Source organism: Ancylobacter sp. SL191 (assembly GCF_026625645.1).
Taxonomy (GTDB): domain Bacteria; phylum Pseudomonadota; class Alphaproteobacteria; order Rhizobiales; family Xanthobacteraceae; genus Ancylobacter.
The window spans coordinates 15,891-41,280 of record NZ_CP113056.1; the positions used below are offsets into that span (position 1 = coordinate 15,891).

Here is a 25,390-nt window from a genome sequence, read left to right on the forward strand (position 1 = left end):
CGCGCCTCATCCCCAGCAGCCCTTCAGGGCACCGGTGAAACAGGAACTGATGGATCAATCGGGCGCCGGACGGCGGTGCCGCGGGCGCTCAACCTTCCCGGTTGGGCGTGCCGAGCACGTGGGTATTGGGCGGCAGCATGACCTGATCGAACGTCTGGGTGAACATGGCCGCAGCAAAGAACGCGACGGCGTGAAGCGTCTCGTTGCCCGTATTGACGATGTCATGCCGCACATTAGCGGGCAGAGCGAAGACACTTCCCGGCCCGATGGCCTGGGTGCCATCCTCCATCAGCAGCTCGCCTTTTCCAGACAGGATATACTGGGTTTCCTCCGTGGCATCGGTGTGCCAGCCCAGGCGTCCGCCGGAAGGGATTTCGTAAACGATGGTCGAGGATTGGGTAGCGCCATGCCCACCGCAGGTGGCGAAGGCGCCCAGCCAGTTGACCGCCGGATCAGTCGCCCCCTGCACGTGATTGCGCGCAATGTTCTCTGAGACAACAATGGGTACCATGGCATCCCCCGATGGTAATGTTGCGATCGCGTGCGCGCCGACGCTGCCCGGCGCTCGGTCAGCGACGCAGGCGCGCGCTGAAAGTCACCTGATCGACCTCTTCCCCAGAAGCCGCGCTCAAGCTGGAGAGACATTAGAAGCGCCGTTCCGGAAGTGTTACGGAACTTTTCGCCTGCATATTCTCGGAAGTGGGGAAGCAATTTCCGCCGGTTCTGAGATACCAGCCCTTCAGGAGGCTGATCCAGGCGGCACGGCCGACGCTTTATTTCGCGCCTAACTAGAGGCCCGCTATGGCCGCATCTATAGATTGCGCACTGGCGGCATCCGTTGAAACCAGTTTTTCCATGGCCATCCGGTAGACGAGATCATTGCCGGCCATGGTATCGGCCAGGAACCGCTCGAAGCCGGCGCGGCAGGCCGGGGTGACGGCGACACTGTTTCCCAACAGCCGGACAAAGCCCAGGCTCTCCGCCTCCCGCAGCAACTTGCGGACATGGGTGCGCGACACCCCGAAGCTGTCGCCGATCCTAACGAACGACACCTTCGGCACCCCATGATCGTCCTGATCGCTGCACAGATGCATGAGCTTGGTCAGGATCATATGGCCGGCCTGACGCGGCAGAAAGAACGTAATCACCGGATTCGCCAGGATGAACTGCTGCGCATGCGCCAGAAACGCGACGCTCACTTCCCGAGCCGCGCGATGAAAGGCCGGATCCCGTCGCATCGGCTCGGGATATCCAGGGTGGGGGAACATTGCATGCAATGGATGAAAATAAACAATCAGCGAGCGCTGGTCGTGGGCCAGCATCTTTTCAGTGGGCGCAATCAAAGTGCTGCGTCTGTCGCGTTGAGCTGGAAAGGTCGTGATATATTCTCGATCGATAAGTCGGCGCACAATATCATGGGTGCGACGGCCGCTTGCCATACCAAGGGCCTCCATCCGACTTTTCAGCAGCTGCATGGTCGGCCAGGTGGAGCGCACATCGGGGCGGTAGCCCGCGTCCATGATGATGACATTGAAGAAGATGGACGCGGTCCCGCCATCGATCAGCAACCGGTTATCCGCCGGCTGGTTCTCGTGCAGGTCGAGCATTTCGCGGATATAAATGTCTCGCGACATCCTGAAATGCGGATGGGCGAGAATCTCGTCTGCCGACAACACGAGCCGGATGGCGCTCACCATAGTTCCCCTCGCGCGCGCTCCTCAATGAGGTGGGCGAGATACTATCGATCCTAAAAGGCCAATGCACGCGCAGCAGGCCAGCTCGTTCAAACGCGCCGCCCCATCATCGAACAGCGTGAGATCCCAGCGGCGGCAGATATGCCCAATCCATGTGGCGGGGCACTCCACGATGCCGGTCGCTGGCCGATGAGTTCAGGGCTTGGATCTTTCAGTTTCGACAAATCCCTCCTCAATCGAGATACGACACTGAAACCATATGTTGACCAACTTTGGGCGCCGATGCCTATATGTTGACGCTTCGGTCCCCTGAGTCGTTTGGTTCAGGGGCTAAGAGGGAAGCCGGTGAGCCTTATGAGGCGATGCCGGCGCTGCCCCCGCAACTGTAAGCGGCGAGCCTGTCGTCCATTCAGCGTCACTGGAACGAGAGTTCCGGGAAGGCCGGACGAAAGGCGGTGACCCGCGAGCCAGGAGACCTGCCGTAGCAACATAGTCGTCCCTGGGCGGGGTGTCCCGGTGGTGCGTTCGCGCGTCCGCCGGTGATTTATGCCGTCGGCCGCGCCGATGCGTCGCTCGGCCTTTGCCCCCAATCCTGATTGGGGTTCGCCGATGTCTCTCGTTTCCGATGCCGTGCCGGTGACCGACCGGCCTCATCCGTTCTCCGCGCCTGCGGCGGACCATGCCAGCACGCCAGGCTTCCAGCTCATCCGCCGCAATGGCGCGGTGACGCCCTTCGATGCGTCGAAGATCGCCGTCGCGCTGACCAAGGCGTTTCTTGCGGTCGAGGGTTCCAGCGCCGCGGCCTCGCGTCGCGTGCACGACATCGTCGCGGACCTCACCTCGCAGATCGTCGCCGGTCTCACCCGCCGCGCCGATACAGGCCGCACCTTCCATATCGAGGATGTGCAGGATCAGGTCGAACTCGCGCTGATGCGCGGGGAACACCACAAGGTCGCCCGCGCCTATGTGCTGTACCGCGAGGAGCGGGCGCGCGAGCGGGCGGCGGTCAAGGTCGCGGCGCCGCTTGTGCCGTCCCTGTCCATGACCAGGGCGGACGGCGCCCGCGTGCCGCTCGACGCCGCGCGGCTGGAAGCTGTCATCGGCGAGGCGGCGCAGGGGTTGGACGATGTCTCCGCCGCCGCCATCCTCGTCGAGACCCGCCGCAATCTTTATGACGGCATCAGCCAGGACGAGATCGCGCTGGCGCCGATCCTCGCCGCCCGCACTCTGATCGAGCGCGAACCGAACTATGCCAGGGTGTCCGCTCGGCTGCTGCTCGACAAGCTGCGCCGCGAGGCGCTGAGCTTCCTCGCCGGACGGCCCGATCAGGCGACGCAGGCGGAGATGGCCGAGCGCTATGGCGACTATTTCCGCGCCTATCTCGCCCGCGGCATCGAGGAAGAGCGGATCGACCCGGAACTGGCCCGGTTCGATATCGAGCGGCTTGTCGTAGCCCTACTGCCGGAGCGCGACCTGCAATTCGACTATCTCGGCCTGCAGACGCTCTATGACCGCTATTTCCTGCATGCGCGCGGCACCCGCTTCGAGCTGCCGCAGGCCTTCTTCATGCGCGTCGCCATGGGGCTCGCCTTGCGCGAGGTCGACCGCGAGGCACGGGCCATCGAGTTCTACCGGCTTCTGTCCTCCTTCGACTTCATGGCCTCGACGCCGACCCTGTTCAATGCCGGCACACCGCGCGCGCAGCTTGCCTCCTGCTTCCTCACCACGGTGGCGGATGATCTCGACGGCATCTTCAAGGCGATCAAGGACAACGCGCTGCTGGCCAAATATTCCGGCGGGCTCGGCAATGACTGGACGCAGGTGCGGGGATTGGGCGCGCACATCAAGGGCACCAATGGCGAGAGCCAGGGCGTCGTGCCGTTCCTGAAAGTGGCCAACGACACCGCCATCGCGGTCAACCAGGGCGGCAAGCGCAAGGGCGCGGTCTGCGCCTATCTCGAAACCTGGCATGTCGACATCGAGGAATTCCTCGACCTGCGAAAGAACACCGGCGACGACCGCCGCCGCACCCATGACATGAACACTGCCAATTGGGTGCCGGACCTGTTTCTGGAGCGGGTGGAGGCGGACGGGGTGTGGACCCTGTTCTCGCCCGACGAGACGCCGGACCTTCACGACCTCACCGGCCCCGCCTTCAAGGTCGCCTATGAGGCCTATGAGGCGAGGGCCGCGCGTGGCGAGATGCAGGTGTTCCGGCAGGTGCGGGCGCTCGACCTGTGGCGTCGCATGCTGACGATGCTGTTCGAGACCGGGCACCCCTGGATCACCTTCAAGGATCCGTGCAACATCCGCTCGCCGCAGGGCCATGTCGGCGTGGTGCATTCGTCCAATCTGTGCACCGAGATCACGCTGAACACGTCGCATGACGAGGTGGCGGTCTGCAATCTCGGCTCGGTCAACCTGGTTGCGCACATCACGCCGGACGGGCTCGACCATGCGCATCTGTCGCGCACCATTGCGACGGCGATGCGCATGCTCGACAACGTCATCGACATCAACTTCTACACGATCCCGGAGACCCGGCGCTCCAACCTGAGGCACCGCCCCGTCGGCCTCGGCATCATGGGCTTTCAGGATGCGCTGCACGCGTTGCGTATCGCTTACGGCTCCGACGCCGCCGTGCGCTTCGCCGACGAAAGCATGGAGGCGGTGAGCTTCCACGCCATCTCCGCCTCGGTGGATCTGGCCGCTGAGCGCGGACGCTACCCCTCGTTCGAGGGCTCGCTCTGGTCACAGGGCGTGCTTCCGATCGACAGTATCGAACTACTCGCCGAGGCGCGCGGCGCGCTCGACCTCGACCGCTCGACGACACTCGATTGGGAGGGGCTTCGCGCGCGGGTGACGACGACCGGCATGCGCCATTCCAACACCATGGCGATCGCCCCGACCGCGACCATCTCCAATATTTGCGGCGTGTCGCAGTCGATCGAGCCGGCCTACCAGAACCTCTTCGTCAAATCGAACATGTCCGGCGACTTCACCGTGGTGAACGAGTTCCTCGTGCGCGACCTGAAAAGCCGCGGCCTGTGGGATGAGGTGATGGTGTCCGACCTCAAATATTACGATGGCAGCATCAATGCCATCGACCGCATCCCGGACGATCTCAAGACGCTTTACGCCACCGCTTTTGAGATCGATGCTGTTTGGCTGATCGAAGCGGCGGCACGCCGGCAGAAATGGATCGACCAGTCGCAATCGCTAAACCTCTATGTCGCCAATCCTTCGGGCCGCAAGCTCGACGAGACCTATCGACTCGCCTGGAAGCGCGGGCTTAAGACCACCTATTACCTGCGTTCGCGCTCGGCCACCCATGTCGAGAAATCGACGCTCAAGGGGACGGACGGCAAGCTCAATGCGGTCTCGGCTGTCGTTTCCGTTGCGCCGATCCGGGTGCCGGAAACCGTCTTCGGCAACGCGTGCTCCATCAACGATCCCGACTGCGAAGCCTGCCAGTGAGCAGCGAAGAAGGACACATACCCATGCTCGACTGGTCCGACACCAAGCCTGCCACGCTTCACCCCGCCTTCGTGCCGCCCGCCGCCGATGCGAAGGGGCTCGGCGCGATCGAACGCGGCGCCGCCCGCGTCACGGTGGATGAAAAGCGCATGATCAATGCACGGGCCGACGTGAACCAGCTTCTCCCGCTCAAGTACAAATGGGCGTGGGAGAAGTACCTCGCCGGCTGCAACAATCACTGGATGCCGACCGAGGTCTCCATGCAGGCCGACATCGCGCTGTGGAAGTCGCGCGACGGCCTCACCGAGGATGAGCGGCGCATGCTGAAGCGCAATCTCGGCTTCTTCGCCGCCTCGGAATCGCTGGTGGCGAACAATATCGTGCTCGCCATCTACCGCCACCTCACCAACCCGGAATGCCGGCAATACCTGCTGCGACAGGCGTTCGAGGAGGCGGTCCACACCCATACCTTCCAGTACATCGTGGAGAGCCTCGGTCTCGATGAGGGTGAGCTGTTCAACATGTATCGGGAGGTGCCCTCGATCACCGACAAGGCCGCCTGGGCGCTCAAGCATACGCAGAGCCTCGACGACCCCGCGTTTCAGACCGGCACGCCCGAGGCCGACCAGCAGTTCCTGCGCGATCTCGTGGCGTTCTACGTCGTGTTCGAGGGCATGTGGTTCTACACCGGCTTCGCGCAGATCCTCTCGCTCGGCCGCCGCAACAAGATGGTCGGCATCGCCGAGCAGTACCAGTACATCCTGCGCGACGAGAGCATCCACCTCAATTTCGGCATCGACGTGATCAACCAGATCAGACACGAAAACCCGCATCTCTGGACGCCCGCCTTCCAGGACGAGGTGCGCGGCATGCTGAGGGACGCCGCCGAGCTGGAGGCCGCCTATGGGCGGGACACCATGCCGCGAGGTTTCCTGGGGCTGAATGCGGGCCTGTGCGAGCAGTACATGCACGTCATCGCCAACCGCCGCTGCGCCCAGCTCGGGCTCGCGCCGGTCTTCGCCGAGACGGACAACCCGTTCCCGTGGATGAGCGAGGCGATGGATCTCAAGAAAGAGAAGAACTTCTTCGAGACTCGCGTCATCGAATACCAGAACGGCGGCGCCCTCGGCTGGGATTGACGAAGGGGTGATGCCGGCGCGGGCGGATGCGCCTCATGTTCTGGTTCTCTCAATGGGCCAGAACTAACGTCAAGCTGGATTAGCCAGGGGGGAGCAACGTCATCCGGGTCGGCGCTTACTCGATATGGGCGTGTTGACCTGCGGCCCGGGCGTGCCCGAGCGAGGACATGATTTCGTCCGTCAGCATATCGATGACGATCCGCCCGATCCGGGACAGCGGCCTTTTCGCATCGATGGCAACGGAGACGGTTTGCGGCTCGGCTCCCTTGTCGCGGACGGGCAAGAAGACGAGAGAGCCAGCAGTTATTTCGGGAGCCGCATCGAGTTCCGAGGTGAAGGCGACATAGCTGCCGCCGCGAGCGAGTTGCTTGACCAGTTGCAATGAATTGGTGACCAGCGCCTTGTGCGGGTCGGCAAACAGCCAGCCATAGCGCGCATCGAGATAGCGGCGGATCATTAGTGCCTTGCTCTGCAGCGCGATGGGGTGCGCCACCACTTCCTGCAGGCTGACCGAGGCCGCCTTCGCCAGCGCATGGTCCGGCGCCACGACGCAGCCGAACGGTAGTTCCGCGCTCCAATGAACGTGGATGTCCCGGCGCGGCATGAGATTGAAGATCGCCGCAACGTCCGCGCTGCCCGCCAGCAAAGCCGACAGCGCGTCGTCCGGACTTGCGACCTCGACCTCCAGCGAAATGCGCGGCTGCTCGCGGGCAAGGCGTTCGATGAAATGCGGCAGGAACCCATTGGCGTGGCTGTCCATGGCCACGAGCCGGACGTGACCCTGGTCGACGCCCTGCAACTGCTTGATTTCGGAAGCGACGCGGCGCTCGTCGGCCCGCCAGCGCCGGGACAAAGTCACCAGCGCGTCACCTGCCGCCGTCAGCCGCATGCCCCTCGGCAGCCGCTCGAACAGCTCGACATCGAGATCCTGCTCCAGCAGCAGGATCTGCCGGTCGATGGCCGAGGCGGCGACGTTCAACTCCTTGGCGGCCTTCTGAATCGAGCCGGATCGTGCCACCTGGTCGAGATAGCGAAGCGAAGCCGGGACCAGTGAAGCGCGCGCCATCGGACCATCCTAATTATTCGAATGGACTGTTGCTCAATCTGCGCTGGACGGCAACGCGTTTGTAACTGACCTTCTCAAGGGAAGACGAGGTGGACGCGACCAGACCAAGGTCGACCCAGCAACGGGAACAGCCGATGAGCCGCGCCGAGAGCCTCGACGTGCCGTCCCATATCTCACCGGACACCGGCATGCAGGGTGAAAGCACGGAAGGCGTCGTCTCGCGTCTTGTCGACAGGGCATGGAGCCGGCTTGCCGGTCCTCACGCCGGTTACCTGCTGGTGGCGCCGACCGTGCTGTTCCTGGCCATCTGGTTCCTTTGGCCTGTGCTGACCATGGTTCATCTCAGCCTGACCGCGCATAGCGTGGACGGAGCGATGGTGGAGGGCTTCACACTGGAGAACTATGCCCGGCTGTTCTCCTCCGACCTCTATTTCCGCATCCTGATGCGCACCATCCGCATCGCATTGATGACGAGCCTGTTCGCGGCGCTGTTCGCCTATCCCCTGGCCATCGCCATCGCCCGCGGCGGTCCCACTCTCGCGCGGCTCGTGACAATCACCATTCTCGCGCCGCTGCTGGTGAATGTCGTGGTGCGCTCCTATGGCTGGCAGACCATCCTCAACAAGACTGGCGCGCTCGCCTGGATGCTGAAGCTGCTCGGCGTCAGCAATCCACCGGTGCTGCTCTATAGCGAATGGGCGGTGCTGATCGCCTGCGTCCATGTCTACCTGCCGTTCGTCGTGATGCCCCTCGCTGCCGCCATCGGCCGTATCGATCGCACCGTCGAGGAGGCGGCGCGCGTCGCGGGTGCGACACGGTTCGCCGTCTTCCTGAGGATCATCCTGCCCTTGAGCCTCCCCGGGCTGGCGGTGGGCGTCTCGCTGGTGTTCTCGCTGAGCGCGGCGGCTTATGTCACCCCGCAGATTCTGGGTGGCAATTTCTCGCCGCTGCTCGGCACGCTGATCGAACAGCAGATCCTTACCCTGAACGACTGGCCGTTCGGCGCGGCGATCTCGACCTTGCTGATCGCCATGGTGCTCGCCTCCAACCTCGTCTTCCTCAAGCTCGTCAGCCGGCGTTTCGCGCGCTGGACGACGGGCACACGGTGAAGGGGCGCGCGCGATGAACGAGACCGTCAGCCCGCTTCTCAAGGTCGTCGTCGGCATCATCCTGCTGATCGTGGTGGCGCCGCTGGTCGTGCCGCTGCTGATGTCGATATCCGACACGCCGTTCATCGTGTTTCCCCCGCAGGGCTTCACGCTGAAATGGTATGGCGCCGTGCTCGCCAACCCGGAGGCGCGCGCCAGCTTCCTGTTCTCGCTGGAACTCGCCGCCATCGTCACCGGGGTGGCGCTGCTGCTCGGGGTGCCCTGCGCGGTCGGGCTCACGCGCTTCAAGCTTCCCGGTCAGGACGCGATCCTCGGCCTCATCCTGTCACCGCTGATCGTGCCGCTGATCGTCACCGGTGTCGCGCTGCTCCAGCTCTTCGCCATGCTCGGCTCGCGCGCCACGCTGATGCAGCTCGTCATCGGTCATACGGTGGTGTGCCTGCCCTATGTGATCCGCTCGGTGTCGGCGAGCCTGCTGCTGGTCAACCGAAACCTCGAGGACGCGGCCTCTGTCCTTGGCGCGCCGCCCCACATCGTCGCGACAAGGGTGATCTGGCCGCAGGTGCGTCCCGGGATACTCGCGGGCGGGCTCTTCAGCTTCATCGTTTCGTTCGACGACTATCCCGTTTCGATGTGGCTTGCCGACGGCAATCATTTTCCGGTGCCGCTCTACCTCTACACCGTCATCGAGCGGTCGTTCGATCCGTCGATCGCGGCCATCGCCTCGCTGATGATCTTCTTCGCGCTGCTTCTCGTGCTCGTCATCGAAAAAGTCTTCGGGCTCAGCCTGGCACGGCTCGCCAGCTGAGGGCTGCCCGCACGCAAAACCAGAACAGGGGAACACATGACCAACGTTACGCGACGCACCTTCGGCAAATTCGCGCTCGGCGCGACCGCTCTCGCCGCCCCCATGGGCTTCGTCCGCAATGGCTGGGCGCAGGGCAAGGAAATCCAGATCGGCATCTGGGGCGGTTCGCAGGGCGAGTTCGTCAAAAAGAACATCATCCCGGCTTTCGAGAAGGATTTCGGCGCCAAGGTCACGGCGGAAGAGGGCTTCACCCTCGCCAATGTCGGCAAGATGCGGGCAACCAAGGCCAACCCGAAATTTTCCGTCATGTTCATCGATGACGTCGCGATCCCGATCTGCAGGAGCGAGGGTCTGATCGAGCAACTGCCGACCGCCGACATGCCGGCGCTCGCCAAGCTCTATCCGCGCTTCGGGTTCGATGGCTGGGGCACGGCGCTCGCCATCTCGGTGGCCAGCATGTTCCACAATACCTCGATTACGCCGCCCGGCAGCTATGCCGACCTCTGGAAGCCGGAATATGCCGGCAAGCTGAAGCTGGTCAGCCCGAAGAACACGCCGTCGGTCTTCTTCCTGATCGTGGCGGCCGCCGTGAAGTCGGGCAAGCCGTTTGCCGAGGCGCAGTACCTGGTCGATGACAGCTTCGACAAGGTCGCGGCGCTGAAGCCGAACATCATGAACCTGTTCGACAATGGCCCGCAGGCCGCCGCGGAAGTGGCGCAGGGCCAGGCCGAGATCGGGCTGCTGGAACTCTCGAAGTACATCTACCCCTACACCGCCAAGGGCGCCCCGGTGACGATGAGCTTTCCCAGCGAGGGCAGCTTCGCCGGCAATAATTGCCAGGTGCTGGTGAAGGGCGGGCCGAACAGGGATCTCGCGGTCGCCTTCATGAACCGCATGCTGGAGCCCGCCGTGCAGAAGGCGTTCTCCGAATATGCGCTCACCGCGCCGCCGGTCTCCGGCATCGAGTTCTCCAAGGAGACGCTGAAATACATCGCCTACCCCGTCGAGGAGATGGACAAGCGCGGCCTGTTCACGCCGGACTGGGAGTACATCAACGCCCGGCGCTCGAGCTGGACCGAGAAGCTGAACGGCATCTTCGCCGTCTGACATCGGGCGACCAGCAGGAGGGAATGAGATGGCGACATCCAGCAGCGCCGACGTCTGCCTTACCGGGATCAGCCGCTTCTATGGCGACGTCCAGGTGGTCCGCGACGTCAATCTGAAGGCGTCGGGGGGCGAAATTCTCGCGCTGCTCGGCCCATCAGGCTGCGGCAAGACGACGACGCTGCGTATGGTCGCGGGGCTCGTCCAGCCCTCGGCCGGCGAGATCACCATTGATGGCGCGTCGGTCACCGGCCTGCCGGTGCATCGGCGGAATCTCGGCATGCTGTTCCAGAACTATGCGCTGTTTCCGCATCTCACCGTTCTGGAGAACGTCGCCTTCGGCCTCGCCATGCGTGGCGTCTCCAGGGCGGAGACCGCCGAGCGCGCGCGGCAAGCACTCGCCCTCGTCCGCCTGAGCGGCTTCGAGGACCGGATGCCGGCCGCGCTTTCCGGCGGCCAGCAGCAGCGCGTGGCGATGGCCCGCGCCATTGTCTACCGCCCGCGCGTGCTGCTGCTCGACGAGCCGTTCGGCGCGCTCGACAAGAAGCTGCGTGAAGAGATGCAGATCGAGCTCCGCCAGCTCTGCAACGAGCTCGGCCTCACCACCATCCTCGTCACCCACGACCAGGAGGAGGCGCTCATCCTCGCCGACCAGATCGCGGTGATGCGCGGCGGGCGCATCGAGCAGGTGGCTCCGGCCCGGACCATCTATGAGCGGCCGGTCTCGCATTTCGTTGCCGACTTCATCGGCACGTCCAACTTCCTGCCGGCCGATATCGTCGAAAAGGCAGGTGGACGCACGCTGCTGAAGACCCCGCACGGGCAGATGTTCGAAAGCACGGTCCCCAACGACTTCACCGCGCAGGATCGCGTGGCGGTCGCCATACGTCCCGAAAGTGTAAGGCTGGCTCCCGGCGAGGCCCCGGCAGCGTCGAACACGCTCTCCGGCACCATCCGGCGCAGCCTGTTCAAGGGCCAGATCATCTCGGTGTGGATGGATATCGGCGCGGGGCAAGAACTTGTCGTCTCGGTGCCAATCGAGGAGGCGGAGATGAAAAGCCCCGAGACCGGCGAGATCTGGACCGCGCGCTGGTCGCAGGCGCGCACGCTTGTGGTACGAGAACAGTGACTGCCCTCCACGCGGACACGCCCCACGCAATAGGCGTCATCGTGCCATCGTCGAACCGCGTCGTCGAACGCGTGGCCCGCTCCATTCTCAACGACGGACCGCACATCGACGCGTGCTTTGCCCGCGTTCCCTATGCGGGTCATCCGCCCGATGGCTACGACATGGCCGCATTCCGGCGGGCGGCGCTGCTGCTCGCGGAGGCGCACCCTGACGTCATCGTTTGGAATGCCACACGCGGCGCCCTGATCGGCTTCGAGCCGGACCGCCAGCTCTGCGCGGCCATCGAAGGCGAAATGGGTATTCCCTGCGCGACGACAGCTCTCGCCACCGTCGATCTGCTGAGAAGTCGCAACCTGCGGCGGATCGGGCTGGTCGCGCAGGGCAGCGATCGGGATGGCGCGCGCCTCAAGCAGACCTTTGCGCAGGAGGGTATCGACATACTGGCGGGGCACAATTTCGGCATTACCGATAACTTCCAAGCCGCTCGTGTCATCCCGGAGGAAATCGAGGCCCAGGTCATGCGCCTCACCGCAGCCGCGGATCTCGATGCCGTGTTGATCTGGAGCACCAATCTCGCGGGCCACGAACTTTCCGCAGGCTTAGGTGAACGTCTGGGCATTCCAGTGCTGGACTCGGCAGCGTTGGGGATACTGACCGCGCTGCCTTATGTGTTCGCCAAAGACGCAGCATCTTTGGAGCGGCCATAACGAATGCCTCTGGTCGTTGGCGGTCCACCATTCCCGCCGATTGCCGCATGGGTGGCCACCCGCATCTCGAATACGATGCGGGCCTGTCTCTATGGACCGAGCGGCCTCTGTCGAGTTTGCGCGCGGATGATCTCATATACATTACGTTACGGAAGAAGACGGCTCCTGAAGACCACGTCTGAGAAAGGCGGTCGCCAGTTTGATCCAGTACAGGGCGCCGAGCGGAATGAGCTCATCGTTGAAGTCGAAGTATGGGCTGTGCAGCGGCGTAGACTGGCCGTTGCCGATCCAGGCATAGGCCCCGGGACGCTCCCGCAGCATGAAGGCGAAGTCCTCTGACGCCATGCTCGGCGCGAACGCGCGAAGGGCGGGCGCATTGGCAAGGTTGTCGCCGATCTGCGCGGCGAAATGCGCGGATTCCGTGTGGTTGAACGTCGTGGGGTATCCGGGCGTAAACGCGACGTCGATCGCAATATCGTGGCTCATTGCGATGCCGGCCGTGATCTCCCGCATACGCCGGGGCACGAGTTCGCGCGCCGCCTCCGAGAAGGTGCGTACCGTCCCGTGGAGTTCCACGGTATCGGGCAGGGCATTGAGCGAGTTTCCGCCATGTATCTGGGTCAGGGAGACCACGAGCGGCTCATGCGGATTGTTGGTCCGGCTGACGATCGTTTGCAACGAGGCAATCAATGTACCCGCTGCCACAATCGCATCCGTTCCCAGATGGGGCAGCGCGGCATGGACGCCCCGTGCGTGAAGGGAAATCTGGAAGAGATCCATTGAGGCCATCATCGGTCCAGGCTGCACCGCCACTTGGCCGAGCGGCAGGGACGGCCAGTTGTGAAGGCCGAACACGGCATCGACAGGGGCCAGGCGGAACAGCCCCTCCTCGACCATGCGCCGGCCGCCCCCTTCGGCCTCCTCGGCCGGCTGAAAGATGAAGCGGATGCTGCCGGCAAAATCACGCGAGCCGGAGAGATACTCGGCCGCCGCGAGCAGCATAGCCATATGCCCGTCATGCCCGCAGGCGTGCATCATACCCGGTCGCTGGGACGTATGGGGCAATGTGGCATCGGCTTCGGTAATGGGCAGCGCGTCCATGTCGGCACGCAGGCCGATGCAGCGTCCCGGCCGGCGCCCTTCCAGCGTTGCCACCAGGCCGGTGCCTCCTATCCCCTCCAGGAGGTCGAGCCCCATGGCGGCAAGATGCTCGCGAAGGAAGGTCGCGGTCTCGTGCTCCTGAAACGCTATCTCCGGATGAGCGTGCAGATGATGGCGCCAAGACCGATGATGCGCCGCCCGTTCCTTCAGGAAACGTCTGGCATCTTGGGTTGTATGTTCGGCTGAGTTGGTCATGAAGATCCTATGGGGCCGACCGCCGGCAGGAGCGTCAGTCCATCAAGGGGCGGGGCTTGCAGTGCGCGAGCATCCGGGTCGTCGGCCGCGCGGCATAGAGGCTGGCTATTTCACGAAATGCTCGAGAATGGCGCTGTAGGGCGTGAAGCCCACGCGCAGCCAGAAGACCCGCCCGCCGGGGTTGTTCTCGATCGCCTCCAAGATGACGCGATCTCCCGGCTTGAAACGCGCCGCGGTCAAGGCGTCGAAGGCGGCTTGCCCCAGTCCGTGGCGGCGGTAGTGTCGCGCTATGTAGAATTGCCGAAGGAACACACGTTCGGCGTTGACCGCGGAAGGTTCCGGCTCGCGCCGGTGGGTGGCGTAGCCGACTACTTCGCTGTCCAGCAGAAACAGGTCGACGCTCCAACCCTCCTCGTCCACGAAGCGTCGGAAACGATCCTCCATATCCTGTATGGTCATAGGATTGCGGTGACCTTCGTCGTCGGCAAGCTCTCGATTCATCCGCGCAAGCAGCGGGAAATCGCTGTGCATATGCGGCCGCAACACCACCTTGCCGGCAAAGCTCGACACCTGCGGTTCGCTCTTAGTCTCAAGGGGTACCCGCTTGGGTAGGCTGTCGCCATGAGGACCGAGATACTGCAGAACAATGTCTCGCTCATCGAAGATATGCGATTTGAGAATCGCAAGCAGCCGCTCCGGACTCCGCAGGCGGAGCGCGTTGAAGATGGCGGCATGACCGCGTGCGGCGGCATGAAGTTGCTCAGGGTCCGGGTGCATCATCAGGTGCACGAGGCGCAACTCGGTCGCTAGCCGTGTAAACATGTCCGTGATGCGCTCATTGTGGCCGGATGCGCATAAGGCGGCGTGAAACGCGACATCGGCCTCGATCATTCGCCCGGGTGCGTTGGACATGGCCGCCGTTTCCGTCTCATGCAGCGCGGCTTCAACGGCGGCGAAATCGGCGGGTTCGATGAGGCGGATGGCTTCCTCGGCGGCCGTGCACTCCAGCACGGCCCTCAACGTGTAGATATCCGCCACTTCCCGCTGGCTGAGCTTGCGCACGAACGAACCGCGGAACGGGTGTCCCGTGAGCAGTCCCGTCTCCTGAAGACGCCGCGACGCTTCGCGAACCGGTCCCCGGCTGACACCCAGCCGCTCGGCGATCTCCACCTCCTTCAACTTATCGCCTGGCCGCAATTCACCGTTGAGAATGATCTGGGAGATTTCCTCCGTCACGGTCTCGACCAACGTGCGCCGCTTCACCGGCGATGGCGCGTCAGCATGGCTCATCTTTTCCATCACATCTCCCCTGACGCCCGATCATAGGGACCGACGAGGATTGTTCAATACATTTTATTGTTGACAATATTACGCACGAGGTGTTGGCTCACCCCATTCCCGAGGCGTTTCGTGGCAGCAGGCATGTCCGGCGACATTTTCGCAGATGATTTCAAGGTCGCACCCTATTGGTGGGAGGATGCGGCGCCGTTCCACGTGACGGCGAGCCTGCCCGACGAGGCGGAGCTCTTGATCGTCGGCGCAGGCTTTTGTGGTCTCGGGGCCGCGCGCCGGGCGCTTGAGTTGGGGATCCGGCCAGTAGTCCTTGACTCCCAGGCCATTGCCGGAGGGGCCAGTTCGCGCAGCGGCGCGATGGTTTCGAGCGGGCAGAAATTTCTGATCACCGGTGCATCGGCGGGGCTGGATTCCGATGTGCTGAGCGACCTGACGAGCGCTCACGCCGAGGCGTTCGGGCATGTCCGCGCGCTTGCGTCGTCCCTCGACATGGAGGGCGTATTCCAGGCCTCGGGGCGCCTGTTCCTGGCGGCAGTGCCGCAGCATATGCGGCGCTTTGGGGAGCTAGCCCGCCGGCTGTCTGAGACGGGGGGCCTGACGACCCGTGTTCTCGGACGGCAAGATCTCAGTGCTGAGATAGCCTCGTCCCACTATCATGGTGGCCTTCTCGTCGAAGAATTTGGTGGGCTGCACCCCGCTCGTTTCGCCATGGCTCTCGCGCGGGACGTGGCGCGGCGCGGCGCCATTCTGCGGTCCCAGACCGCCGTGAAATCCGTTCGGCGCGAAGGGAATGGGTATCGCGTGCGCACCAGCGCCGGCGACATGCGGGCCCGCGAAGTGCTGTTCGCCACCAATGCCTATACGGACGGCTCGCTCCCAAGCGTGCGCCGCCGCCTAGCGTCCGTGGGCTCCTACATGCTCGCCACGGCGCCGCTAGCGCCCGGCATGGTGGACGCACTGATGCCGGGGCGCCGCATGTTCTCCGATAGCAAGCGCAACCTCTGGTATTTCAGGCCCACGCCGGATGGAACCCGAATTTTGTTCGGCGCGCGGCCGGGACTGTCTCCCGGGGATCCCGAGACGGCTGCGCGCCTTCTGCATCGCTACCTGACGCGCGTATGGCCGGAGCTGGCTGAGGTGCGGATCAGCCATGCCTGGACCGGCGCGGTGGCGATGACGCGCAGCCATCTCCAGCATATCGGCCAGCACGAGGGGGGCTGGTTCGCCGTCGGCTGCAATGGCAGCGGCGCGGCGATCATGCCCTGGCTCGGCCGACTGGCTGTTGAACGGATGCTGGGCGAGCGCACGACGCCGACCGTCTTCGAGCGCTTGCCGTTCACTCGGCTGCCCAATGCGGGCGGCTGGCCCTGGTACGTGCCACTGGCGGCGGGCGCCTTCGGCTTCATGGATTGGCTCGATCGCACACAGGCCGGTCTGTGATCGAGGATTGGACGGAGACATCATGACTGCACATCCTTCTCCCCGACGGCACGCATACTGGACGGACGCCGCGCGCGAAGTCCGGTTGGAGACCCGGGCCTTCATCAATGGCGACTATGCGAACGCTGCCGATGGCCAGGTTTTTGACTGTGTTAACCCCGCAACGGGCGAGATTCTCGGTCATGTCGCCGCTTGCGGCCAGGCTGATGTCGACCGTGCGGTGGCGGCGGCCCGCAACAGTTTCGAAGCGGGCCGATGGTCACGCTGTGATCCAGCCATCCGCCGGGGCGCCCTGCTCCGGCTTGCCGATCTCGTCGAGGAGCATCGCGACGAGCTCGCCGTCCTGGAAACGCTGGACACGGGCAAGCTGATCCGCGACTCGGCCACTCTCGACATTCCCGGCTCCGCCGCAGTGTTCCGTTTCTTCGGTGAAGCGTGCGACAAGCTGCTCGACGAGGCGGTTCCGGTCGGGTCCGGCGCTCTCGCGACCATCACGCGCGAGCCGGTCGGCGTGGTCGGCGCGGTGGTGCCGTGGAATTTTCCCCTCAAGATGGCCTCCTGGAAATGCGCCCCGGCATTGGCTGCGGGAAACAGCGTCATCCTGAAGCCCGCGGAACAGTCGCCGCTGAGCGCCCTGTTTCTCGCAGGCCTCGCTGCCGAAGCGGGCATTCCTCCGGGCGTCTTCAATGTTCTGCCGGGTTTCGGTCCCGAGGTGGGTGCACCGATCGGCCTGCACCCCGGCATTGACTGTGTAGGTTTCACCGGCTCCACGGAGATCGGAAAGCGGTTTCTTAGCTATTCTAGTCAATCCAACATGAAACGGATCTGGCTCGAATGCGGGGGCAAAAGCGCCTTCATCGTATTTCCCGATGCCCGTGACCTCAACGCTGCAGCGCAAGCGGCCGCGGCCGGCATTTTCTTCAATCAGGGCGAGGTCTGCTCGGCGACGTCACGGCTGTTCGTCCATGAGGACATCCGCGCCGATTTCACCACCCTGCTGCTGGAGGCAGCGAAGGCCTACAGCCCGGGCAATCCGCTCGATTTGGCTTCCGGCATGGGGGCCATGGTGAGCGAGGAGCAGACGGGGCGTGTCCTCTCCTACATCGACAAGGGCAGAAACGAGGCTGAACTCCTGTGCGGTGGCACCCGCGTGCTCACCGATACGGGCGGCTGCTTTATCGCGCCGACCATTTTTACAAACGTGGATTCGCGCTCGGTGATCGCGACCGAAGAAATCTTTGGTCCTGTGCTGTCGGTCCTGTCCTTCCGTGAAGAGGCGGAGGTGGTGCAGATGGCTAACGCCTCCCAATATGGCCTCGGGGCCTCCGTGTGGACGCAGAACCTCGACCGCGCGGTGCGGATGTCGCGGGCCCTGCACGTCGGCAGCGTGAGCGTGAATGCGGTCGACAACGTCGATCTGCGCACGCCGTTCGGCGGTGTGAAGCAGTCCGGCAATGGGCGCGATCTCTCGCTACACGCCTTCGAGAAATATCTCGATCTCAAGACTACCTGGATCTCGATACAGGAAGCTGCCGCATGACGCTTTCTGCATCTTCCCCGACCCTGCGACCCGCCGAGCCCGCCGATCTGCCGCTCATCGCCCGTATGAATCGCGCCCTCATCCTGGATGAGGGCCATCGCAACCCAATGACGCTCGACCAACTCGAGGAGCGTGCACGAGGATTTCTCGCCAGCGCCGACTGGCGGATCGACCTGATCGAACAAGCCGGCTGCATTGCCGGGTTCGCCACCTGGCGGTGGGAGGAGGACATTGCCGAACCCTCCGGGCAACGCATCTATCTCCGCCAGTTCTTCATAGCGCAAGAGGCGAGAGGCGCGGGTGTTGGACGCCGGGCGTTCGAGCTTTTGATGGCCGAGCGCTTCCCGGCAGGCGCGCGCATCCTGCTCGAAGTCTTGCACAGCAATCCAAAAGGGCAGGCGTTCTGGGCCCGTATGGGGTTCGGACCTTACGCGGTCCATCTCGAGCGCCGCTCCGGCCAATCCGTCTGAACAATTTCCAGCAAGGGAAAACCCCTGATGAGTGCTCAATTGCCCGACGCGACCCGTATCGGTCGCGCGAGCGGTGCCAAGGCGCCGGAATTCCAGGAACTCTACGATTTCGATGCGGCCGCGCTGAGCTTGACCAGCGCTGTCTTTCCCTATGATAGCAAGATACATCGCGCGCATGTGGTGATGCTTGCGGAGCAGGAAATCCTGACCCGCGAAGAGGCTGACCGCATCCTGAACGGACTGGCAGCCGCAGACGAGCGCGCCCGCACCGACGCCTCGTTGCGCACCTATCTGCCTTACGAGGCAGCCCTGAAGCGCGAGATCGGCTCGGTCGCGGGCAAGATGCATATTGGCCGCAGCCGCAACGACCTCGCCAATGCCGGCAACCGAATGTTCCTGCGCGACCAGCTGCTGCGGACGATTGAGGCGGTCATCGGCCTGCGCACCGCCGTTGTCAGCAAGGCGGCGGACCATCTCGATACCGTCATGGTCGTCTACACTCAGCGCAAGCAGGCGCAGCCGATCACCCTCGGCCATTATCTGATGGCGATCAGCGAAAGCCTCGGTAAGAGCCTCGATCGGTTTCGCGAACTCTATCCCCGCATCAACCAGTGCCCACTCGGCGCCGCCGCCACGGCCGGGACCGGCTGGCCGCTCGATCGCGACCGCACGGCCGCGTTGCTCGGTTTCGACGGACTGGTCGTCAACAGCATCGAAGGTGTGGCGGGCTGGGATCATGTGGCGGAATTCGCCTTCGACAATGCTGTCTTTCTCAGTGGGCTGAGCCGTCTGGCGTCTGAAATTCAGCTATGGAGCAGCGATGAATATCAGATGGCGGATCTCGATTCTTCCTTTGCCGGCACAAGCAGCATCATGCCGCAGAAGAAAAATCCCGACTCGCTCGAACGAAGCCGAAAGGCGGCTTTCGCGGCAATGGGGCCGTTGGTCGGCATTCTCACGTCGCTGAACGGCATCGAATATCAGTACAGCGCCGCACGGGTCGAACTGGAACCGCGCTCGCTCGACGCGATGATTGCCGCGACCCATGCCATGACCGGCGTCGTACGCACGCTGCACCCCAACAGGGAGCAGATGCTGCGCTATGCCGCCGAGAATTACGCCACCATGACGGACCTGTCCGACATGTTGGTACGCCAAGTCGGCATCGACTACCGCGAGGCGCATGAAATTGTCGCCCGCGTGGTGATGGCAGCCATCGATCGCGGCATCAAGGCCAATCAGATCGGTCTCGATCTGGTGCAGGAAGCGGCGATGGCGCAGATCGGTCAGGCCATCGAGGTTAGCGCCAGCGACATCGCCGACGCGCTAGATCCGGTCCAGAACGTGGCCCGCCGCAAGGGCAAGGGCATGCCCGCCCCCGACTCCGTCCGTTCGGCGATCGACGACGCCCATATGTCGCTGCGGATCGATCTGGCCTGGCTTGACGATGCCCGCACCCGGCTCACATCCGCCGACGCCACGCTGGACGCCGCAGTCGCCGCGATGATCGCCTGAAGAGCGCTCCAACGAGGCAGTGCCCCGACAATACCGAACGACCGCCAACAACAAAGAGGGATAGCTATGACGAAGACGCGTTTGCTTTACCTGCTGACTTATGCCGTGTTGACGACCGTGGGATTGACGGAAGGCGCCTGGTCCGAAGATATCGTTGTTCCCGTTTCGCTGAAGCAGACGGGAGAACTGCGGGTCGGCGTAAAGTGCGACAGCCCACCTGCCGGCTTTCTCGACGAGACCGGTCAGCCGGCCGGTATCGACATCGACATGGCCCGTCATATCGCCGACTATGCGTTCGGGGATCCTAATAAGGCTGTATTTACCTGCGTAACCGCGGCGACGCGCGTGCAGATGCTCGCCTCGGGAAAGGTGGACGTGCTGTTCGCGACCATGGGCGTGACGGAGGAGCGCAAGCAGACGGTGGACTTCGCCACCTCCACCAATTGGGGCGCCTCGGGCATACTCGTGCGCACCGGTGAAGAGGTGAAGTCGCTCGACGAACTGAAAGGCAAGACGCTGCTGACCAACAAGGGCGCCTGGCAAGTAACGTTCCTTGAGAAGAACTATCCGGATATCAAGCTTATCAAGTATGACAGCATCAACGATGCGATCCAATCGCTGCGACAGGGGCGTGGCGACGGCGTCACCCAGGACGACCATGTACTTGTCGCGGCGGCAAGCAAAGACCCGCGGCTGACTGTTGCTGACTTCCTGTTCCAGGTTGGCTGGTCGGCGCCCGCCGTCCGTCGCGGTGATACGGCGATGCGCGAGTTCATCAGCGCCATGGTGAGCAAAGGCAAGCAGGACGGCACCTATCGCGCCGCTGTTGAACACTATTCGGGCGAAGCCGAAAGAGAAGAACGCATCCACAGCTACACAACGCTTCCGCCTGACGGCTCTTCCGATCAGAACAGCGTGCTGCCGTACCCGTGATCATTCCTTCAGTTCTGCGGACGGCGTGCGCGCCGTCCGTTCTGCTGCAGAACCGTCCCAGGGGCTGCTGGCCGCTCAATCCGACAGGTGTGACACGATGAGCGCTTCACTGGACTGGACGTATTTCTGGTCGATCATTCCCTTATTCGTAAAGGGATTTGAAATGACCATTTTTCTTTCTCTAGTCTGCAATGGACTTTCCGTCGTATTTTCCTATCTACTTATATCTTGCCTCTATTGTCGAATTTCAATAATAAAAGATTTAATAAAATTCTACGTTTCTTTGATCCGAAATACGCCATTGCTCGTGCAGATATTCTTTTTCTATTTTGGCATGCCGGAGATTGGCATCCGCGCCAATTCTGTCACCTCAGGCGTCATCGTGTTGACGCTATGGGCTACAGCGTATCAGGTTGCCAATCTGCGCGGCGCCATTGACGGACTGTCACCTCATCTAACCGAAACGATGCGCGCGCTCGGCCTGCGGCCAGTCAACGCGTTCATCTTCATTGTAGTGCCGGTCGCGACGCGCACCGTTGTGCCGGCCATGATGAACACGATGGTGTCGACAATCAAGAACTCCGCTCTGCTCAGTGCGATCGGCGTTCCCGAGCTTACTTTCATCGCCATGGACAATATCGCTGAAAATTATCGAGCCATCGAAAATTTCGTCGCGCTTCTCATTGGCTATCTGGCAATCGTACTTGGGTTTTCCGCTGCGATGGCGGGTCTCGAGCGACATCTGGAGCGGGGGTATCGCCGGTGAACCTATCGCTCATCACGCTGAATGGCTCGTTTTTCCTGCATGCCGGCTTCACCGCGCTGATCATTTTCGTCGCCAGTGTTTTCTTCGCCTCGACTATAGCTCTCTTCTGTGGGCCACTTGCGGCGCTCCGGACCGCAATGATCCGGGTGCCTGTGCGTCTAATCATCGAGTTCTTTCGCGACGTGCCGCAGGTGGTCAGCCTGTTCTTCATCTTCTTCGGTGCCCCGGTCTTCGGCTTGCAACTGGGGCCATTGGCAGCGACGATCCTCGCCCTGTCACTCTGGGGCGGCGCCAACGGCGCGGAGATCGTGCGGGGCGGCATCAACGCGGTCTCCCATCACCAATTCGAGAGCGCGCGCTCACTCGGCCTCGCTCCTCATGTGATCTTCACGTCGATCATTCTACCTCAAGCAATCCTGCCGGTGATCCCCGCCTATGCCGGCCTGTGCAACATTCTCATGCACTCGACCTCGCTCGCTGCTTTGGTCGGTGTCGTTGAATTGCTAAAAAGCGCGCAAATCGTGATCGACCGCGCATCTTACTATCAGGGTGGGGCACCAGGTCTGACAATTTACGGTTTCATTCTTCTTGTTTATTACGTCGCCGGCCTGCTCATGTCAGCCGGCATTTCAGCACTTGAGCGACGATACGGTTCGGCGCAGTCAGCTCAACGTCTATGAACCAGGAAGGCATGTACATGACGCAAGAGCAGTCAGCACCCATTCTCCGCACGATCGATCTCGTAAAATACTACGGAAGCATAAAGGTATTAAACGAAATAAATTTCTCGATCACCAAGGGTGAACGCGTTGTAATCATGGGATCATCGGGCTCGGGAAAGAGTACATTCATCCGGTGCCTGAATGGGCTTGAGCACATTCAGCAGGGCTGCATATCTTTCAACAACCAAGATATCGGACGCTTAACGGAGGTGGAATGGCGATCAGTGCGGCGTCGCATAGGTATGGTCTTTCAGAACTATGCGCTGTTCCCCCATATGACTGCTCTACGAAACCTGAGCTTTGCCCCTGTACGCGAAGGCCTGATGACGCGCGATCAGGCGGAGGCCCGGGCTCTAGCCTTGCTGGACCGAGTGGGGTTGAAGGACAAGGCTATGTCTTATCCGGCTCAGCTGTCTGGTGGGCAGCAACAGCGTGTCGCCATCGTCCGAGCAATGATGATGTCGCCGGAAGTGATGCTGTTCGATGAACCCACCTCGGCACTTGATCCCGAGACTGTGGGAGAGGTGCTGGCGATCATACAGGACCTGACCTCGGAAGGCTTGACCTCGATTATTGTCACGCATGAAACCGGGTTCGCTCGACGCTGCGCTCACAGGATCGTCTATATGGATCTCGGTTACGTTATCGAAGAAAGCGCACCGGACGTCTTTTTTACGCAACCAAAATCTGAACGCGCGCGTCGGTTTATCGCAACACATAAATAGCAAAATGGATGATGAGCGATTTAAAATTATGGGATGGACATCAAACGACTACGTCAGATCATCCGCATCCACTCGTCCTTGACAATCGCCCGTGCCATCACCTTCGCCTTGAAAGCCGGCGTGTAGTTGCACCGCGGCCGTCTCGTCATGACCTCTTCTGTCGCAGCTATCATGCCATCTTCAGGCAGAAAAGCCACTTATCCGACCTATTCTGATTTCTGAGCCAGATATATTCTCATCGATATCGAAACTTCACAGTTAGTCACTTTAATATTACTGCCGTCCAGGTCTATGCGCCCAGTTAATTCTATTGGAGCTGCCCGCAGTGCTGGACACTGATGCCGCAGGCATCGTTGTTGAGGTTGAGGCAGGCGTGACGGGTGTCGGGGATCAGAGCACTACCCGCCATCCAGCCTCGCCAGAACGGCCTTAATTTTCGCTTCGAAGCATGTGTCGGAATCGGTCGAGACATGCCCGGGGATGACGGTGCTCTGTGTGGAGGACGGCCGCTGAGAGCCGGACGCCCCCCGCCCCCTCAGCCGGCGATGCGCTCGATCTGGGCGCCGCAGGTGGAGAGCTTTTCCTCCAGCCGCTCAAAGCCGCGGTCGAGGTGGTAGACGCGGTGGATCATGCTCTCGCCCTCGGCCGCCAGCGCGCCGATGACCAGCGACACCGAGGCGCGCAGATCCGTCGCCATGACCGGGGCGCCGGTGAGCTTCTCCACGCCCTCAATGGTCGCGGTCTCGCCGTCGAGATGGATGCGCGCGCCGAGGCGGGCCAGTTCCTGCACATGCATGAAGCGGTTCTCAAAGATCGTCTCGGTGATCTTCGAGGTGCCGCGCGCCCGCGTCGTCAGCGCCATGAGCTGCGCCTGAAGGTCGGTCGGGAAACCCGGATAGGGGGCGGTCGAGACCTCGACCGGCGAGATGCCCGCGCCGTTGCGCTTCACCCGCAGCCCCTCATTCGACACCGTCACCTCGGCGCCGGCCTGACGCAGCGTGTCGAGCGCCGATTCCAGAAGGTCGGCGCGGGCGCCGGCAAGAAGCACATCGCCACCGGTCATCGCCACCGCCATGGCATAGGTGCCGGTCTCGATGCGGTCCGGCAGCACGGAATGGCGCGCGCCCTTGAGGCGCGGCACGCCGACAATGCGGATTGTCGAGGTGCCCTGCCCCTCGATGCGCCCGCCCATGGCGTTGATGCAGTCTGCGACATCGACGATTTCCGGCTCGCGCGCGGCGTTCTCGATGATGGTCTCGCCATCCGCAAGGCTCGCCGCCATGAGCGCGGTGTGGGTGGCGCCGACCGAAACCTTCGGGAAATCGATGCGCGCGCCCTTCAGCCCCTTGGGGGCGCGGGCCAGCACATAACCGGCCTCGATCTCGATCTCGGCGCCCAGCGCGCGCAGCGCGTCGAGGTGGAAATCGACCGGGCGGGTGCCGATGGCGCAGCCGCCGGGCAGGGAGACCTTGGCCTGTCCCATGCGCGCCAGCAGCGGGCCGATGACCCAGAAGCTCGCGCGCATTTTTGAGACCAGCTCATAGGGCGCGGTGGTGTCGACGATGACGCGGGCGTCGATCTCCATGGTCTGGCCGGCATAGGCATCGTCGCCGCGCCGCTTGCCGTTCACCGTGATGTCGATGCCGTGATTGCCGAGGATGCGCTGGAGCAGCGCGACATCGGCGAGGCGCGGCACATTCTCCAGCACCAGCTTCTCGTCGGTGAGCAGGCCGGCGATCATCAGCGGCAAAGCGGCGTTCTTGGCGCCGGAGATCGGGATGGTGCCGTTGAGCGGGTTGCCGCCGACGATGCGGATGCGGTCCATGAAGGTCAGTTCTCCTTAGCGCCCGGAAGGACGGCGCGCCCGCCCTGCGGGCCGCGTTGGCGACGGTCCGGGCGACATGGCCGGCCGATGAGGCCGATTCGTGGCGCCGACGCCGGCTACATTTCCCAAAGGGTCTAGCGCGAGTGGCGAGGCCGCACAACGGACGGTATCAGCCACCGCTCTCCTCGGAGGAGCCGGCGGTAACGGAAGAGGACGCGCGGGCCTCGTCGCCCGCATGGTCCTGCGCCCCGGCCGGAGCCGGAGGGGCGGCGCGGCCCTTCGACTGCGCCTTGCGGCGCTTCAGATTTTCCCGCAGCGCCGCCGCAAGGCGCGCCGCGCGCGCGGCATCATCCGGCTGGCTCATGGATTGCGCCTCATCAGGTGCCCCTTCATGGATCGAACCTCCCGGCCTTCGCCTCGACCCCACGGCGTGGGGCCGCTCAACCTGCCACACCGGCTTGCCTCAGGGGCCGCCGCGCGGGGTGACAGCCGGCGGGCCTGCCGAGGACATAGCGGGCCATAATATCGCGGGCGACGCCCAGTCCCGCCGTCCCCGCGCCGCCAGCCATAGC

22 protein-coding genes and 1 riboswitch are annotated in these 25,390 nt (G+C 63.1%); of the genes, 15 read left to right on the forward strand and 7 right to left on the reverse strand.

The genetic code is table 11. The features are described 5' to 3' along the window. Positions 1 to 88: 88 nt before the first annotated feature. Both OU996_RS00080 and OU996_RS00085 read right to left on the reverse strand, forming a co-directional pair. Positions 89 to 511 carry a cupin domain-containing protein gene (locus OU996_RS00080; RefSeq protein WP_267583647.1) on the reverse strand — a complete coding sequence of 141 codons (423 nt, stop codon included), beginning with the start codon at positions 509 to 511 and terminating at the stop codon, positions 89 to 91. A gap of 277 nt (positions 512 to 788) precedes the next feature. After that, on the reverse strand, positions 789 to 1,697 hold the full coding sequence (locus OU996_RS00085; RefSeq protein ID WP_267583648.1) for a hypothetical protein: 909 nt from the start codon (positions 1,695 to 1,697) through the stop codon (positions 789 to 791). A gap of 282 nt (positions 1,698 to 1,979) precedes the next feature. Further along, positions 1,980 to 2,193, forward strand: a riboswitch (cobalamin riboswitch). Positions 2,194 to 2,303: 110 nt separating this feature from the next. Between OU996_RS00085 and OU996_RS00090 the strand changes: the two genes are divergently transcribed. Together OU996_RS00090 and OU996_RS00095 are read left to right on the forward strand one after the other, a co-directional pair. Then, positions 2,304 to 5,171: a ribonucleoside-diphosphate reductase subunit alpha gene (locus tag OU996_RS00090; protein ID WP_267583649.1), complete on the forward strand. Its 2,868-nt coding sequence runs from the start codon at positions 2,304 to 2,306 to the stop codon at positions 5,169 to 5,171. Between the two features lie 23 nt (positions 5,172 to 5,194). Then, complete coding sequence (locus tag OU996_RS00095) at positions 5,195 to 6,310, forward strand: ribonucleotide-diphosphate reductase subunit beta (protein WP_267583650.1); 1,116 nt, start codon at positions 5,195 to 5,197, stop codon at positions 6,308 to 6,310. A gap of 115 nt (positions 6,311 to 6,425) precedes the next feature. On the opposite strand, the gene OU996_RS00100 is transcribed toward OU996_RS00095, so the two are convergent. Then, on the reverse strand, positions 6,426 to 7,376 hold the full coding sequence (locus OU996_RS00100; protein ID WP_267583651.1) for a LysR family transcriptional regulator: 951 nt from the start codon (positions 7,374 to 7,376) through the stop codon (positions 6,426 to 6,428). Between the two features lie 134 nt (positions 7,377 to 7,510). Between OU996_RS00100 and OU996_RS00105 the strand changes: the two genes are divergently transcribed. Genes OU996_RS00105 through OU996_RS00125 form a run of 5 tightly spaced genes read left to right on the forward strand, consistent with a single transcriptional unit; the run spans position 7,511 to position 12,233 of the window. Next, on the forward strand, positions 7,511 to 8,485 hold the full coding sequence (locus OU996_RS00105; protein WP_267583653.1) for an ABC transporter permease: 975 nt from the start codon (positions 7,511 to 7,513) through the stop codon (positions 8,483 to 8,485). Between the two features lie 13 nt (positions 8,486 to 8,498). Beyond that, positions 8,499 to 9,293, forward strand: coding sequence for an ABC transporter permease (locus OU996_RS00110; protein WP_267583654.1), 795 nt, complete (start codon positions 8,499 to 8,501; stop codon positions 9,291 to 9,293). Positions 9,294 to 9,329: 36 nt separating this feature from the next. Then, positions 9,330 to 10,400 carry an extracellular solute-binding protein gene (locus OU996_RS00115; protein ID WP_267583655.1) on the forward strand — a complete coding sequence of 357 codons (1,071 nt, stop codon included), beginning with the start codon at positions 9,330 to 9,332 and terminating at the stop codon, positions 10,398 to 10,400. A gap of 28 nt (positions 10,401 to 10,428) precedes the next feature. Further along, positions 10,429 to 11,526 (forward strand): ABC transporter ATP-binding protein, encoded by a 1,098-nt coding sequence (locus tag OU996_RS00120; RefSeq protein ID WP_267583656.1) that lies wholly within the window; start codon positions 10,429 to 10,431, stop codon positions 11,524 to 11,526. Positions 11,527 to 11,567: 41 nt separating this feature from the next. Beyond that, on the forward strand, positions 11,568 to 12,233 hold the full coding sequence (locus tag OU996_RS00125) for a hypothetical protein (RefSeq protein ID WP_267583657.1): 666 nt from the start codon (positions 11,568 to 11,570) through the stop codon (positions 12,231 to 12,233). A gap of 141 nt (positions 12,234 to 12,374) precedes the next feature. Here OU996_RS00125 and OU996_RS00130 read toward each other — a convergent pair whose 3' ends face one another. After that, positions 12,375 to 13,589, reverse strand: a complete 1,215-nt coding sequence (locus tag OU996_RS00130; protein ID WP_267583658.1) for a M20 aminoacylase family protein — start codon at positions 13,587 to 13,589, stop codon at positions 12,375 to 12,377. Between the two features lie 105 nt (positions 13,590 to 13,694). After that, complete coding sequence (locus OU996_RS00135) at positions 13,695 to 14,888, reverse strand: GNAT family N-acetyltransferase (RefSeq protein WP_267583659.1); 1,194 nt, start codon at positions 14,886 to 14,888, stop codon at positions 13,695 to 13,697. Positions 14,889 to 15,011: 123 nt separating this feature from the next. Here OU996_RS00135 and OU996_RS00140 point away from each other — a divergent pair, with 123 nt between their 5' ends. The 8 genes from OU996_RS00140 to OU996_RS00175 all read left to right on the forward strand — a co-directional run bounded on the left by OU996_RS00140 (position 15,012) and on the right by OU996_RS00175 (position 22,993). Continuing rightward, entirely contained in the window at positions 15,012 to 16,322 is a 1,311-nt protein-coding gene (locus OU996_RS00140; protein WP_267583660.1) for an NAD(P)/FAD-dependent oxidoreductase, read from the forward strand. Positions 16,323 to 16,344: 22 nt separating this feature from the next. Next, positions 16,345 to 17,862, forward strand: coding sequence for an aldehyde dehydrogenase (locus OU996_RS00145; RefSeq protein WP_267583661.1), 1,518 nt, complete (start codon positions 16,345 to 16,347; stop codon positions 17,860 to 17,862). Beyond that, a complete protein-coding gene (locus tag OU996_RS00150) occupies positions 17,859 to 18,332 on the forward strand; it encodes a GNAT family N-acetyltransferase (protein ID WP_267583663.1) in 474 nt (157 codons plus the stop codon). The genes OU996_RS00145 and OU996_RS00150 overlap by 4 nt, the downstream gene beginning before the upstream one ends. Before the next feature lie 27 nt (positions 18,333 to 18,359). After that, positions 18,360 to 19,847 carry an argininosuccinate lyase gene (gene argH, locus OU996_RS00155; protein ID WP_267583664.1) on the forward strand — a complete coding sequence of 496 codons (1,488 nt, stop codon included), beginning with the start codon at positions 18,360 to 18,362 and terminating at the stop codon, positions 19,845 to 19,847. A 66-nt stretch (positions 19,848 to 19,913) separates the two neighbouring features. Further along, complete coding sequence (locus OU996_RS00160; protein ID WP_267583665.1) at positions 19,914 to 20,780, forward strand: transporter substrate-binding domain-containing protein; 867 nt, start codon at positions 19,914 to 19,916, stop codon at positions 20,778 to 20,780. A gap of 97 nt (positions 20,781 to 20,877) precedes the next feature. After that, a complete protein-coding gene (locus OU996_RS00165) occupies positions 20,878 to 21,546 on the forward strand; it encodes an amino acid ABC transporter permease (RefSeq protein ID WP_267583666.1) in 669 nt (222 codons plus the stop codon). Continuing rightward, positions 21,543 to 22,226 (forward strand): amino acid ABC transporter permease, encoded by a 684-nt coding sequence (locus OU996_RS00170; RefSeq protein WP_267583667.1) that lies wholly within the window; start codon positions 21,543 to 21,545, stop codon positions 22,224 to 22,226. The genes OU996_RS00165 and OU996_RS00170 overlap by 4 nt, the downstream gene beginning before the upstream one ends. A gap of 17 nt (positions 22,227 to 22,243) precedes the next feature. Beyond that, positions 22,244 to 22,993 (forward strand): amino acid ABC transporter ATP-binding protein, encoded by a 750-nt coding sequence (locus OU996_RS00175; RefSeq protein ID WP_324290715.1) that lies wholly within the window; start codon positions 22,244 to 22,246, stop codon positions 22,991 to 22,993. A 535-nt stretch (positions 22,994 to 23,528) separates the two neighbouring features. On the opposite strand, the gene murA is transcribed toward OU996_RS00175, so the two are convergent. Both murA and OU996_RS00185 read right to left on the reverse strand, forming a co-directional pair. Continuing rightward, on the reverse strand, positions 23,529 to 24,818 hold the full coding sequence (murA, locus tag OU996_RS00180) for a UDP-N-acetylglucosamine 1-carboxyvinyltransferase (protein WP_267583668.1): 1,290 nt from the start codon (positions 24,816 to 24,818) through the stop codon (positions 23,529 to 23,531). Between the two features lie 169 nt (positions 24,819 to 24,987). Then, positions 24,988 to 25,182, reverse strand: a complete 195-nt coding sequence (locus tag OU996_RS00185) for a hypothetical protein (protein WP_267583670.1) — start codon at positions 25,180 to 25,182, stop codon at positions 24,988 to 24,990. Positions 25,183 to 25,390: the final 208 nt, after the last annotated feature.

What these genes read in the sequence shown, in the direction of transcription:
- OU996_RS00080 (WP_267583647.1), bottom strand. Translation starts at nt 511, where the DNA reads ATGGTACCCATTGTTGTCTCAGAGAACATTGCGCGCAATCACGTGCAG.
- OU996_RS00085 (WP_267583648.1), bottom strand. Translation starts at nt 1,697, where the DNA reads ATGGTGAGCGCCATCCGGCTCGTGTTGTCGGCAGACGAGATTCTCGCC.
- OU996_RS00090 (WP_267583649.1), top strand. Translation starts at nt 2,304, where the DNA reads ATGTCTCTCGTTTCCGATGCCGTGCCGGTGACCGACCGGCCTCATCCG.
- OU996_RS00095 (WP_267583650.1), top strand. Translation starts at nt 5,195, where the DNA reads ATGCTCGACTGGTCCGACACCAAGCCTGCCACGCTTCACCCCGCCTTC.
- OU996_RS00100 (WP_267583651.1), bottom strand. Translation starts at nt 7,376, where the DNA reads ATGGCGCGCGCTTCACTGGTCCCGGCTTCGCTTCGCTATCTCGACCAG.
- OU996_RS00105 (WP_267583653.1), top strand. Translation starts at nt 7,511, where the DNA reads ATGAGCCGCGCCGAGAGCCTCGACGTGCCGTCCCATATCTCACCGGAC.
- OU996_RS00110 (WP_267583654.1), top strand. Translation starts at nt 8,499, where the DNA reads ATGAACGAGACCGTCAGCCCGCTTCTCAAGGTCGTCGTCGGCATCATC.
- OU996_RS00115 (WP_267583655.1), top strand. Translation starts at nt 9,330, where the DNA reads ATGACCAACGTTACGCGACGCACCTTCGGCAAATTCGCGCTCGGCGCG.
- OU996_RS00120 (WP_267583656.1), top strand. Translation starts at nt 10,429, where the DNA reads ATGGCGACATCCAGCAGCGCCGACGTCTGCCTTACCGGGATCAGCCGC.
- OU996_RS00130 (WP_267583658.1), bottom strand. Translation starts at nt 13,589, where the DNA reads ATGACCAACTCAGCCGAACATACAACCCAAGATGCCAGACGTTTCCTG.
- OU996_RS00135 (WP_267583659.1), bottom strand. Translation starts at nt 14,888, where the DNA reads ATGGAAAAGATGAGCCATGCTGACGCGCCATCGCCGGTGAAGCGGCGC.
- OU996_RS00140 (WP_267583660.1), top strand. Translation starts at nt 15,012, where the DNA reads ATGTCCGGCGACATTTTCGCAGATGATTTCAAGGTCGCACCCTATTGG.
- OU996_RS00145 (WP_267583661.1), top strand. Translation starts at nt 16,345, where the DNA reads ATGACTGCACATCCTTCTCCCCGACGGCACGCATACTGGACGGACGCC.
- OU996_RS00150 (WP_267583663.1), top strand. Translation starts at nt 17,859, where the DNA reads ATGACGCTTTCTGCATCTTCCCCGACCCTGCGACCCGCCGAGCCCGCC.
- argH (WP_267583664.1), top strand. Translation starts at nt 18,360, where the DNA reads ATGAGTGCTCAATTGCCCGACGCGACCCGTATCGGTCGCGCGAGCGGT.
- OU996_RS00160 (WP_267583665.1), top strand. Translation starts at nt 19,914, where the DNA reads ATGACGAAGACGCGTTTGCTTTACCTGCTGACTTATGCCGTGTTGACG.
- OU996_RS00165 (WP_267583666.1), top strand. Translation starts at nt 20,878, where the DNA reads ATGAGCGCTTCACTGGACTGGACGTATTTCTGGTCGATCATTCCCTTA.
- OU996_RS00175 (WP_324290715.1), top strand. Translation starts at nt 22,244, where the DNA reads ATGACGCAAGAGCAGTCAGCACCCATTCTCCGCACGATCGATCTCGTA.
- murA (WP_267583668.1), bottom strand. Translation starts at nt 24,818, where the DNA reads ATGGACCGCATCCGCATCGTCGGCGGCAACCCGCTCAACGGCACCATC.
- OU996_RS00185 (WP_267583670.1), bottom strand. Translation starts at nt 25,182, where the DNA reads ATGAGCCAGCCGGATGATGCCGCGCGCGCGGCGCGCCTTGCGGCGGCG.